Annotated in this window: 9 protein-coding genes and 1 tRNA gene; 4 read left to right on the top strand and 6 right to left on the bottom strand. The window is 63.7% G+C overall.

Annotated elements, in window-relative coordinates:
* Window positions 1-149 precede the first annotated feature (149 nt).
* Window positions 150-4064, bottom strand: a complete 3915-nt coding sequence (locus ACVIGA_RS15525) for a histidine kinase dimerization/phospho-acceptor domain-containing protein (protein WP_456667045.1) — start codon at window positions 4062-4064, stop codon at window positions 150-152.
* 361 nt (window positions 4065-4425) lie between these two features.
* Here ACVIGA_RS15525 and ACVIGA_RS15520 point away from each other — a divergent pair, with 361 nt between their 5' ends.
* The 4 genes from ACVIGA_RS15520 to tenA all read left to right on the top strand — a co-directional run bounded on the left by ACVIGA_RS15520 (window position 4426) and on the right by tenA (window position 6681).
* On the top strand, window positions 4426-4824 hold the full coding sequence (locus ACVIGA_RS15520; protein ID WP_223976029.1) for a phasin family protein: 399 nt from the start codon (window positions 4426-4428) through the stop codon (window positions 4822-4824).
* 262 nt (window positions 4825-5086) lie between these two features.
* The gene (locus tag ACVIGA_RS15515) at window positions 5087-5524 is read left to right on the top strand and encodes a phasin (protein ID WP_223976032.1); all 438 of its coding nucleotides are present in this window, start codon (window positions 5087-5089) and stop codon (window positions 5522-5524) included.
* Window positions 5525-5711: 187 nt separating this feature from the next.
* A tRNA-His gene (locus ACVIGA_RS15510) sits at window positions 5712-5788 on the top strand.
* Window positions 5789-6006: 218 nt separating this feature from the next.
* Window positions 6007-6681: a thiaminase II gene (gene tenA, locus ACVIGA_RS15505; protein ID WP_456670815.1), complete on the top strand. Its 675-nt coding sequence runs from the start codon at window positions 6007-6009 to the stop codon at window positions 6679-6681.
* A 260-nt stretch (window positions 6682-6941) separates the two neighbouring features.
* On the opposite strand, the gene ACVIGA_RS15500 is transcribed toward tenA, so the two are convergent.
* The 5 genes from ACVIGA_RS15500 to istA all read right to left on the bottom strand — a co-directional run bounded on the left by ACVIGA_RS15500 (window position 6942) and on the right by istA (window position 12408).
* A complete protein-coding gene (locus tag ACVIGA_RS15500; protein WP_456667044.1) occupies window positions 6942-7868 on the bottom strand; it encodes a DUF4238 domain-containing protein in 927 nt (308 codons plus the stop codon).
* A 231-nt stretch (window positions 7869-8099) separates the two neighbouring features.
* The gene (locus tag ACVIGA_RS15495) at window positions 8100-9416 is read right to left on the bottom strand and encodes a hypothetical protein (protein ID WP_456667043.1); all 1317 of its coding nucleotides are present in this window, start codon (window positions 9414-9416) and stop codon (window positions 8100-8102) included.
* Window positions 9416-9970: a hypothetical protein gene (locus ACVIGA_RS15490; protein ID WP_456667042.1), complete on the bottom strand. Its 555-nt coding sequence runs from the start codon at window positions 9968-9970 to the stop codon at window positions 9416-9418. Before ACVIGA_RS15490 ends, ACVIGA_RS15495 begins: the two co-directional genes overlap by 1 nt.
* A gap of 75 nt (window positions 9971-10045) precedes the next feature.
* A complete protein-coding gene (gene istB, locus ACVIGA_RS15485) occupies window positions 10046-10909 on the bottom strand; it encodes an IS21-like element helper ATPase IstB (RefSeq protein ID WP_166107168.1) in 864 nt (287 codons plus the stop codon).
* The gene (istA, locus tag ACVIGA_RS15480; RefSeq protein WP_166309211.1) at window positions 10909-12408 is read right to left on the bottom strand and encodes an IS21 family transposase; all 1500 of its coding nucleotides are present in this window, start codon (window positions 12406-12408) and stop codon (window positions 10909-10911) included. The genes istB and istA overlap by 1 nt, the downstream gene beginning before the upstream one ends.
* Window positions 12409-12491: the final 83 nt, after the last annotated feature.

The raw sequence follows: 12491 nt of genomic DNA, 5'->3' as shown, positions 1-12491 counted from the left end.
AATGGAGAGAGCGTGCCGCGTGGCACCCCTCTCCCTAACCCTCTCCCACAAGGGGAGAGGGAACCCTTCCGCTATTGCGTTCCTCACGCTACCGGCGGGAGACGATAAACATCACACGCACGCTAAAAACACCAGCTGCACGCCGCCGCTCACGCCCTCGCCGCAGCATGCGAGAATACGATCTCGATCAGCGTGCCGGTGCGGCCGCCGGTGCGGATCTGGAATTTGGCGCGGTTGGCTTCGACCAACGCTTTGGTCAGCGACAGGCTGACGCCGCCGGAGCCGGCATGATCTGAAGGCGTCGGTGCGCGGAACGGCTCCAGCGCGGCGGCGACCTCGTTGTCGTTGAGGCTCTGGCCGGTGTCGCGCACGCGCAGCATCACCTCGCCGAAATCCGACAGCGCGGTCGAGACGATCACCTGGCCGCCGGCATTGGCGAGATGGATCGAGTTGCCGATCAGGTTCAGCGTGATCTGGCGCAGTGCGCGGGCGTCGGCGATCACCGGCGGCAGCGTGTGCGCGAGCGAGGTGCGGATGATGATGCGCTCGCGGTTGGCCTGCGGCTGCATCACGGCGACGCAGCTCTCGACCATCTCGTTGAGGTTCTGGCTGGTGAAGGCGAGGTCGAGCTTGCCGGTCTCGATCCGCGACAGATCGAGCAGGTCGTTGACAATGGCGATCACCCGCTCGCCGGAGGCACGGATGTCCTTCATATATTCGACATAGCGCTCGTTGCCGAGCGCGCCGAACCGCTCTGATATCATCACCTCGGCAAAGCCGATGATGGCGTTGAGCGGCGTGCGCAGCTCGTGGCTGATCCGCGCCAGCATGTCGGATTTGCCGTTGGCGGCGCGCTCAGTGAGCCGCCGCGCCTCGCGCAGTTCGCCCTCGCTCTTTCTGGTCTGGGAGAGATCGCGGAACACGGCGAAGAAATTCGGTCCGTCGGCGCGGGTGCGGCCCATCGTCACCGACAGCGGAATGATGCCGCCCTGGCGGACGCGGCCGAGCGTCTCGCGGCCGTGGTCGAGCAGGCTGGCGACGCCGGCCGATTTCACGCTGGTGAGATAGTCGAAGATGCCGTGCTGGCTCTCCGGCGCGAACAGGTCGGCGAGATTGTGCGTGATAAACTCGTCGCCATCATAACCGAACAGCGCCTCGGCGCTGCGGTTGCAGGAATGGATGTTGCCCTCGGCATCGAACATGATGATGCCTTCGGCCGCGGTGTCGAGGATCGCGCCGAGCTCCTCGGCGTCGGCGTGGCCGGCCTGCGGTGGTATCGGCGCAAGCACCGGCTCCAGGGCAGCAACAGGCTCCGGATCGGGAGCAGGATCGGACAGCGCGGCCGCGACCGCGGCGTCTTCGTCCAGCGTGCGCGAGAAGATCAGCGCCAGCGCGGAATCGTCGTCCCAGGTGATGGTGTGCAGCCGTGCCTCGGCGGACACCGACTGCGCGCCGTCGTCCGCGTTCTGGTTCGCGGAGATCGTCACCGGCGTACCGGTGCCCGACGTGCTGCTTGCCTGCGAGACGCCGGGCTCGACATAGAGCGCGTCGAGCCCGCCGGCGGCTTCCAGCGCGTGCAGGCTGTCATAGCCCATGCGGGCGAGGAAGGTGTGGTTGGCATAGAGCATGCGGTCGAGCCGGTAGATCAGGATGCCGACCGGCAGCAAATCGAGCAGCGCGCGGTCGCGCCGGGACTCTCCGCGTGGTGCAGGTTCGCTCGCGGCGAGCCAACCGGCCTTTGGCGCGTCGGCTGGCGTATCGAGCTGCGCGATCACGTCTTGCTGCTGCGGCGCCTCCGCCTCCGGTTCGCTGGCGGGCGGCGCTTCGGCAACCGTCTCCGTGGCGGCGCGCTCGTTCGTCGTCGCGGTGAGGCCGGCCTCGCTTTCGAGCCGCGCCGACAATTGACGGGCGAGCTCGTTGAAGGCGTTGTTCTCGACCGGCGTCAACGACGGCGGCCGCGTATCGCCGGCAAGACGGAACGGCAGCACATTCTGCGGCGGGTCGTGGCGCACGTCGTGCGTTTCCTCCTGCGTTCCTCCTTTCGTTTCTTGCGGCGTTTCCATGGCGTGATCCGGATCGGCTTGGTGTGAAGTCTCTGCTGCGCTCGGCTCGGTCAATTCCTCGGGTGGCGGTGCGGTCGGGTCGGGTGGCGGAGCAACATCATGCGGTGCGGCGGGCCCGGGCGGCGCGGCGGTGCGCGGCGCCGGGGCGACATCGGCCGACAGCGATCGCGGCGCGATCGCGCCGCTGAAGAACTCATAGCGGCGCAAAGCCGCGAGTCGCGCAAGCCCGTCGAGGTCGCGACACACACCAAAGCCGCGGTAGCCGGCGAAATTCCTGGAACGATCGAACACCGGCAGGCCGGACAATTCGACCGGCAGCCGGCCGCCGCCGTCGACCGGCCAGTGCAGCGTGATGCCGCTCCAGGTGTCGCGGCTGGCGAACGCCTTGAGGACGCGGCCCTCGGGATCGAGGCCGAAGCTTTCGGCGATGTCGCTCCAGAGACGGCCGAAGCCTGCCGCGGTGTGCAGGCCGATCAGGCGGGTGAATTCGTCGGAGCCGAGCGAGAAACGGGCCTCATGATCCATCTGCCACATGAAGCGCAGCGGATGCCGCCGCACCGGCAACGGCTCGTCGAGCCATGATGGCGGCGGCGCCGGGGCCAGCGTCGCGCGCGCGGCGGCAGGCGACGGAGGTGGCGTATCCGCGATCGCATAAGGCGAGGGCACGGGCTCGGCCGGTGGCGCCGATGTTTCGGGAGTGGGCACTTGTGCGGCTTCTTCGAGAGAGGGCGCTTGCTCCGGCTTGGGCTCTTCAACCTGTGCCGCAGCGGGCATCTCGATTAGCGCTTTCGATAGCGGCTCCTCGACCGCGGCAGTTTCGTTTGGCGTGGTGTCGAGTGACGTGGTCTCGAGCGGTGCTTGCTCTGCATGCGCCTGCTCGGCCGACTCGAGCGGTGGAGCAGGCTGCGTGGGCGCTTCGACCTGCGCCTCAGCGGGCACTTCGATGAGCGCTTCCGATAATGGCTCCTCGACGGCGGGAGTTTCGTCCGGCGCGGTATCGAATGCCACGGTCTCGATGGGCGCGCGCTCCACCTGCGTCTCTTCCGACGTGGGAGATGCAGTAACGTCCGCAGGTTCGGATTCAGTCGCGCTCACGATCGGCTCGGCTGCGGCTTGTTCTTCCGCAGGCGGATCCAGCGCATCGAACAGCGTGAAGGTGGCCGGCGCTTCGCTGACCGGCGTAGCGGTTTCTTCATGCGCGGTTGGCAGTTCGACAGCGGCAGGCGCTGGTGGCTGCTCGACTGTCGCGGCCTGTTGCGGCGCTGCTGCCGCTGCCGGTGCTTCCGGTGCAGCCGTGCCCGGCCGAACCGGCTCAACCACGATCGGCGCTGCCGGTTTGGCGGCGAGATGCGCCGCCGGCTTGATCAGTGCGATCAGCGCGCGGTCGGCACCGTGGCCGATCCGCTGCAGCACGACGCGGCCGATCGCAACGCTCGCCGCCGCGCGGCCCTGCGCCAGCGCTTCGTCGCGCGCGGCATCGAGGCCGGCTTCGGTGAGATCGTGCAGGCCGGGCAGCGGACGCGCTGCCTCGTTGGTTGCGACCAAAAGTCCGTCGCCGTTGAAGGCGGCCGCCGGACGCGGCAAGCCCTGCACCAGCCGCAGCAAGCGCTCGTTGAGCGGCATGGTGCGGCCAGACGCATTGAGCGCGGTCATCAGGATGCCGTGGCTGCCGTCGGATAGCTCGATGCGCCTGCAGCCGCAGGTCGCGAGCATGCCGGGCGCCGCGCCGAAGCCGCGCAGCCGCTCCAGCCGCACTGCGCCGCCTGCGTCGAGGCTGGGACCGAGCCGCGCGACCTGGCGCCGATGCGGATCGGCCGGGCCGAAGGCGCGCTTCGCCAGCTCGGCACCATTGGCGGCACCGAATACCTGCGCGCCGACCGGATTGGCCCACAGAATCCGTGCGCCGTCGGCCGACCACAGCCATGCCGGCAAGGCGCCCGACGCATGGTCGGCCAGCCGCACGTCGCCGAGCGCCTGGATCTGGAATTCCGCGTCACTCATCACGCAAGATTTGACCGCATGGTTTGGCTTCTTCCTTAAGCTGCCGGAGCGCCGGCGGCCGCAGGACGACAGCCTTAACAGAAGGTTAGTATCGCAACTGGGGGGCGGCAGGTCCATGTCTGCGGCCAGGGTGTCCCGGCTTAAGCCGGGATAACGTTAACTTGGCCGAACGATCCGCAGCCGTTTGGCGTTGTCAGGCAGAGAGGCGGCTGCGACAGCGTGTTGCGGAGCCCGGGCGGCGGCGCGTCACACCTGCGATTGCAGTGCCACGATATGTTCTGCCGTCCATTCTACCTTGTATCCTACCCCGGGCCCGCAGGGCCAACCCGGCGGGCCGATCATCAAGCGAGGGAGAGCGACCATGAGCGACAACGGGCGTGACCAGTTCGAGATCCCCAAATTCGAGATCCCCAAGGACATGCGGTCGATGGCGGAGGCGAGCTTCGATCAGGCGCGCAAGGCTTTCGACCAATTCGTGACCAATGCGCGGGACACCGCCGGCAAGTTCGAGGAGCGCAATGCCACGATGCGGGCCGGCGCCAAGGAGCTTTCCACCAAGGCGCTGTCCTACGCCGAGAAGAACGTGCAGTCGTCGCTGGACTACGCCCAGTCGCTGCTCAAGGCCAAGGACCTCACCGAGGTCATGCGGCTGCACAGCGAATATGTGCAGGGCCAGATGCGCTCGCTGGCCGAGCAGGCCAGCGAGATGGGCCAGGCGGTCAGCCGCGCAGCGATGGATGCGGTCAAGCCCAAGAGCTGATGAAGAGCTGAAGGGGTGTGGCAGGCCCAACCCCGGTCGGGCGCGGTAATCCCATATTCCGCCACATAAAAAATGTGGCGTCGCACGCGATCTTACGTTGCGTTGCACAAAATTGACATGATATGGGTGTTTATTAGGCGCGCCCGACGAAGGGCACTCCCGTGAATCAAGGCAGCGTGATCCATTCAACGTTCCCGGCCCTTGTGTCTCCGGGACGTCCGCAATGGTCACATCTACTCACCCGTTGCGAAGGATTACACGTATGACCAACCCGTCCGATCCGTTCTCCGCCTCGATCATCCCGTTCGAGGTTCCCGAGCAGATGCGCGCGTTCGCCGAAAAGGGCGTGCTGCAGGCCCGCGACAGCTACGCCAAGTTCAAGGACGCTGCCGAGACCCACAATTCGACCGTCGAGGCCGTGTTCACCTCGATGAACAAGGGCGCCACCGCGTATTCGGCCAAGCTGATCGAGTTCTTCAAGGCCAACACCACCTCGTCGCTCGACTTCGCCCAGGAGCTGTTCAGCGTGAAGTCGCCGACCGAAGCGGTCGAGCTGTGGACCTCGCACACCCGCAAGCAGTTCGAGACCTACACCGCGCAGGCCAAGGAATTGGCCGAACTCGGCCAGAAGGTCGCCAGCGAGACCGCCGAGCCGATCAAGGCCAGCGCCTCGAAGTTCTACCAGCAGCCGGCCGCCTGATCGCAGCCTGCATGAGTTAGCGGAAGGCCCGGGCCGATGCGGTCCGGGCCTTTTTGCTGGACGGGGCCCGTGGATTGGCCCGAGATAAGAGCGGAAATCAGCGCGTTACGGCCTTGCCAAAGGCAGGCGTTGCACCTAGTTTCCGCCGAAATCGCCGCCCCCTTTTTGCGGGGCCGTGCGTCAGGATGCAGTTGTAGCTCAGTTGGTTAGAGCGCCTGTCTGTGGAACAGGAGGTCGGTGGTTCGAGCCCACCCAACTGTACCAACGAAATCAATAGTTTGTTCTAGTCTACGCGCGAAGCCCGCGGCCGCTAGCTACCATGTAGCTACCACGGCGGCGGAAACGCAGTCTGCTTCTAAAATGCAGTCATTCGTAGTGACGCGCCGCAGGTTTGAGTTCTGATTGCGACATCACTCAACCTGATGAAATTGCTCCCGCGAGCCAAAGACGGTTCATGGAAAGCAAGCCAGGCCAAAAAGATCATGGGTTTCTTCGAGCGTCTAAAGGCAGAAGCATCCGCTGAGTGGCGGGCCTACACCGAGCATCCCTTCACGAACGGATTGGCAGACGGCTCGCTCCCCGAAGCGGCGTTTCGTCACTACCTCGTTCAGGACTACCTGTTCCTCGTCGAGTTTGCTCGCGCCTACGCGCTCTCAGTCTACAAGTCGCCCAAACTTGCCGACATGCGTGAAGCGGCGGCTGGCCTTTCGGCCATCCTTGATGTCGAGATGAACCTGCATGTGAAGCTCTGTGCCGGTTGGGGTCTATCCCTGAGCGACCTCGAACAAACCCCTCCGTCGGTCGAGATGCTGGCCTATACGCGCTACGTTCTCGACGCAGGAATGCGCGGCGATCTGCTGGCACTCAAGGTGGCGCTTGCCCCCTGTGTGATCGGCTACGCGGAGATCGCAATCCGGCTCGCCTCGCGACCCGATGCGGACGCTGCGACGAACTCCTATAGCGTCTGGATAGCCGAGTACGCCGGCGCGCCGTACCAGGAGGTCGCGGCAAAAGCGCGGGCGCACATGGAACACCTTGCCGATCTCTACGTCACACCGGCTCGCGAAGCGGAGCTGATTGCAATCTTCAAGGAAGCCACCCGACTTGAGGCAGACTTCTGGGAGATGGGTTGGCGCGCGGGCCAGCGTGTTGAATAGCTCTCGGCAATCATTAGGCTCACAACCTGAAGATCATAGGCTCAAATCCAATTCCCGCCACCAGCCTACCTTAGGAGATCGGATCGGCAGCTACCCTCGTGAGCAGGCCGGCAAACTGGCCTTAAATCTCAATCCCCATCGGCTGGAACCGGTATCGAGGGTGATCAACGATCTTCTCCATATGCTCTGCGAGCGCTTCGCGTCCTCGCAGGCCGCTATTCTTGGTCATTTCCGACTGACCGGACGCTGGAAGTAGAAAATCAAGCCTTGGGGTCTTCGCTAACAACGGCCTGCGCGGATCGCCGTTTGAAAACTATCTTCGCTGGAGTGTCTGATGTGAGTTCGAATGGCGCCCACGTCATGTCCTCGACGAGTCGGTCCCGTCCGCAGATCATATGCCGGACCTTTGGAAAGTGCGCGAACTGGCCCGCGACGCTACGGTTGAAGCCGTGTGCCAGCTCGATCGGCATCTCCCCGTTCACGAAGGCTCCGTCGAAGTCGCCGACGACGACTAGGATCAGCGTGTGCGGGTCGACCACCAGCACGCGCTGGAACGGCACCATTCCCGGGAGGGGCAAATCCATCGCGACATGTGCAGGAGCAGGCGCGGGCAGCACGGGCGTGGTCGAAGACCGGAGCGGGATCGGCGATCGTGCCACCTGGATCAGCGAACGGTCATAATCGTCTGCGAACGAGCGCAGGGCCATCGCGTTGAACATGAGCTTCGCGAGATCTGGGTTGGCGCTCAGGGTCGTGTACATCTCCCGCTCTTGCTGCGTGAACTCCATATCGGAAGAAGGATCGGCCGCCATCGCGGCGAGCTCTGCGCTCGTTTGAAGATAGTGGGGTGTGCGGGCCTCGAGATGCCGAACGAGCGAATAGAGAATAGGCCGGTCGGTCTGGTCGAGGTCGGCGGAGCGTCCAGCGACAATCTTGGCCCAGGTGTCGCTCCGACTGATCGGCGTCTCGACCGTCCGGTTGATATCCGTCTCGACCGAAATCGGACGATTGCCCTGCATATGTACGTAGAAGTCGCGCTCGTACCCGATGCTCTTGATCGAGCGCTCCATCCACACGGCGACGGCTCCCTCCTTAGCCAGAGTGGTTACCTTCGTGCGCGCCTCGTCGATGGCGAAGTTGCGGAGGAAGAATTGTGGAACGACGTGATGGTCGCGTGGATCGTTCATCGGAAGCGGACCCCTTCATTTCGACTATAATAGGCCTTCTCCTAGCCGGTCGCAGCGACGAACGGTCTCGATCCAAGCGAGCTGGTGGGTGTCTAGGTTGAAGGTCACCACGCCTGGCAATTGTATCATCGTTCGAGCGACCGAGGGCGAGGGTCCAGCGTCAATTCGTTGGTTTGCCTGATCAGCCGAAACGCGTCTTCAAGAGCCATGAGCGGTCCATCCATCTTGAGCCTACAGATATTTCACGCCTTGATCGAGCAGATCGCTCAGCACGTCTTCGCGCGGGCGAGCTCCCTGCAGGGCGACCTCGACCAGACCGCGCGCAACGCCGCGCGCCAGGCTTCGCGCCATCACTCGCTGCGCTGTTGAGACCTTCTTGAGCCCGGCGCGCCCGTGAACGAAAGTGCTGCGCAGTTCGAAGAGGTCCTTGTATGCCTTGACGCTGGTGCGATCGTTTAGGACCGCTGCGATACGCGCCGCGACGCGTTCCGTTGGGAATGACACCTTCTTGTGAGGGTCAGGTTTCGGGCGGAGCCACTTCTTATGATCCATCTCAAGGCCGACCGCGGCTTCTATCGCGGTCATGTGCGCCATAACCTCATCCATTCCATCGGCGAGAAAGGCGCGGACGAGGAAGTGCGCGACCGGCGTTTCAAAGACGCTGGTTGCCCTAGCGGCTTCGAGCTCGCGCCACGCGCTGTCGGTAAACAGGGCTAGTCCTGACCTAGCCTCGTCGTCGAGTGGGAGGGCGGTCGGACGCTCCAGTTCGACGTCTTCGCCCCCTTCGTCCTGCACGATCCAAGGTTCAAGGGTGAGGCTGTCTGCGCTTGGCGGCGGTGACGGTCGAACGAACAGATCATCATCGACCGTGTGAATCCACGGGAGACGAAAGCCCCTCCAGTCGACTTGCGGCATAGTCGACCACCGTTCCCACGGCGCCAACAGGAGGAAAAAGAGCGCAGCTTCGACCGCGGGCGGGAAACGACCGAGATGGGGATCGATCTCGCCCAAATCCCGGTCGAAGGTCATGTACATGAACGGGGCGGTACGCGCTTCCGGCCGAGGATCGAGCACGATTTCTTCTTCCACCACGAGCCAGTGAAATTGCGCCAATCGTTTTGCGTCAAAGGGCTGGCTATGAAAGTTGCGCGCTAGGCGTGGCGCGTCGAACAGGCCCGCCAGGTCGTCAGCACTGAATTCTGCGACACGAGCGTTGCCGAAGCTCAGCGACGGCAGTTCGTCCGCCAAGTCTAGCGGGCAAAGATGCCGCCGTAGCGTTGTTTTGCGTTTGTAGGCCTGATCGATTGCGTTCGCCGCGCTTGCTGGATCGAGGCTAAGTTTTGCAATCTCTTCCGGGAGTTGACACGGCAGGCCCAGCGAGCGCACTGCCGTGCTCAACGCGAACATTGGCTTGTCGCCCCCATACTCCGCTTGGCACAGCTCACTCAGCGTGACAAAGCTCGGGGCGGCCAGGAGGTTATTAGGGCCCGGTCTTGGGATTCGCCACAGGGCCTCGACCGCGGCGATGATCGACGGGCTGGCTGGCATCAGGCGTGCCCTGCGGACGCCGGCGGCGCGCCGAGGCTTGCTGCCTCAGCGATGTAGTTACGGTACGCGAAGTTGATGAGGTCTCGCACCAGCTCGAGGAGGCCGCCGGTGGGCAGACCTTCAAACGGGTCGCCGTGTGCCAACGCGTTTCGACGCTCGGCGAGGGTTGGACGGGTCTCTCCCGTCAACTGACCTATGGCCGTCCCGCCGCAGCGCGTCACCATCGGAATCTGCGCGTCGGTCAGTCCATCGACGACGACCATATACTTCAGGAGCGCGGCAAAACTGCGCTTACCCTTCGGGATCCGTCCGCCGTAGCGATCCATCGCCGCTAGTTCCAGGGCGATCAACGCGGCGAGCTCGCCCGCTTTCACCACGCTGAAATCGACCCAACCCAGCATGTAGAGGGTCTGCGCGCGCGCGAACTTTGCGCGCACGATGTCGGGAATCCGCGTGTCGATGCCGAGGTCATGGACGAAATTGCGCCAATCAGTAGCCGTTTCGAACCGGATGAACCCGCTCGGGTTGTCCGGCGTCGGCCACGCCAAGAGCATTGGCTCGTCTCGGTCGGTGAGAACTTCTGCGGTCACTATGGACGACATAACGCGGTTCTTTAGCTCGCCAAGGTGTCAATCGGCGTTCGACTGGGACCCCCTATCGGCATCCAAAAGGGACCCCTTTGATCGGCGTGCTCTGCTGGTAGCGCTCGGGTCGTCGGAGCTGGTCGGGGTTGCGGAGACGGCGCGAGCGCGGGTTGTTTGAACATCGTCGCGGCTTTTGAATCGCCAGCTGTCGTTGCCGGTCTCGACGATGTCGCAGTGATGGGTCAATCGGTCGAGTAGCGCGGTGGTCATTTTGGCATCACCGAACACACTGGGCCATTCGCCGAACGCAAGATTGGTGGTGACAATGATGGAGGTGCGCTCGTAGAGCCGGCTGATGAGATGGAACAGGAGCTGACCGCCGGATTGCGCGAACGGCAGATAGCCCAGCTCGTCGAGAACGATGAAGTCCATGCGGGTCAGATGCTCGGCGAGCCGTCCCTGCCGACCGTTGCGGGTCTCGGTCTCGAGCCGGTTGACGAGGTCGACGACGTTGTAGAAGCGTCCTCTGGCGCCATCGCGGATGCAACTTCTGGCGATGGCAATCGCCAGGTGGGTTTTGCCTGTACCGGTGCCGCCAACCAGCACGACGTTGCGTTGTTGGGCGATGAAGCCGCCGCCAGCGAGATCATTGACGAGAGTCTGATTGATCGGCGTGCCGTCGAACTGGAAGTCGGCGATGTCCTTGGCGAGCGGCAGCTTTGCAATGGTGAGCTGGTATTTGATCGACCTGGCTTGCTTCTCGTTGATCTCGGCGTTGAGCAGGTCGCCGACAATGCGTTGAGGCTCGTGCTGGCGCTTGACGGCAGTTGCCATGATCTCGTCGAAGGCAGCCTTCATGCCGTAGAGCTTAAGTTCGCCCATGAGGTCGAAGATTTGGGTTCGTTCCATCAGATGGTCCTCCGGAGGTTGTCGTAGCGGGCACAATCGGCGATCGGTGCATGACGGAGCGTCAGTGCGGCCGGCGTCATGATGTTGGCCGGTGGGGCGGGTTCACGTTGACGGGCCAGGATATTGAGAACGACATCGGCGGAATGGACGCTGTGACTGAGCGCTTCGGCACAAGCCGCTTCCACCGCGGACAGACCGTCAGTCAGCACCGCGGTGAGGATGTCGACCATCTGCCGATTGCCATCGTCGGTGCTGGCCAGCTTGCGCCGGATCCGCTCGATCGCGGCCGGCAGCACCCAGTCTTTGAAGGGAGCACCGTTGCGCAAGGCGCCGGGTTTGCGGGCGAGCACCGGCACATAATGCCAGGGGTCGTAGACGGTATCGCCGCGGCCAAAGGATCGCGGGTGCTCGGCAACGATACGTCCATCCTGACGGATCACGATGCGATCGGCATAGGCTTGAACCTCGACCGGTCGTCCGACTGCACTGGCTGCGACCGAGTACTTGTTGTTGTCGAAGCGCACCAGGCAGGTCTTCGAGACCGATGCTGTCACCGCATGGAAGCCGTCGAAGCGGCCGGCATAGGGAACGAGTTTGGGGCGTTCGGCTTCGAACACGTCCCAGATCGTCTGATCGACCAGCTCCGGATGGCGATGAGCCTTGGCGTAGGCGATGCACTTGTCGAGCAGCCAGGCGTTTAACTCGTCGAGGTTTTTGAACCGCAGCCGCGGCGTGAAGAAGCGCTCCCGGACCAGCCCGACCTGGTTCTCGACCTGCCCCTTCTCCCAGCCCGACGCTGGCGTACAGGCGACCGGATCGACCAGATAGTGGCTGCACATCTGCAGGAAGCGGCGATTGTAGAGACGGCCTTTACCGACAAAGATCGTCTCCACCGCGGTCTTCATGTTGTCGTAGATGCCGCGGGTGCAGGTGCCTTTGAACAGGGCGAATGCCCGGTCGTGGGCGTCGAACACCATCTCCTGCGTCTCCCGCGGATAGGCCCGCACGAACAGCATGCGACTGTGACAGAGCCGAACATGAGCAGCCTTCACCATCACCGTGGTGCCGCTCAGCAGGACCACCTCGTGGCTCCAGTCGAACTGGTAGGCTTCGCCTGGTGCAAAGCTCAGCGGCACATAAGCCGACGCTGTCGAGGTGCCGCGTTCCTTGGTCCACCGTCGGGCGTATCGACGAACCGCATCATAGCCGCCGGCATAACCCAGGCCGCGGAGTTCCTCGAATAGCCGGATCAGCGTCAGCCGTTCCCGCGCCGCCTTGCTCTCATTCCCTGCCAGCAACCGATCAAGCTCGGCACTCCAGGCACCCATCTTCGGGAGCGGCTGCGTCTCGCGCTCGTACCGGAACTCCGTCGCTTGAGAACGAATGACCTTGCGAACCACCTTCCGCGATACGCCAAGTTCTCGGCAGATCGCCTTGATCGGACGACCATCAACAAAGTAGGCGCGACGGATCTTACCAATCGTCTCCACCACCAGCATCCCAACCTCGGCTTCCATGACTCGATGGAAGCCACTGTGGACCCTTATCCCGGGGTCCCGATTGGATGCCGATCACCCCGAAA

Source organism: Bradyrhizobium sp. USDA 3240 (assembly GCF_054063295.1).
Note: the sequence above shows the minus strand (reverse complement) of the source record. Positions and strands in the feature narration are given on the sequence as shown.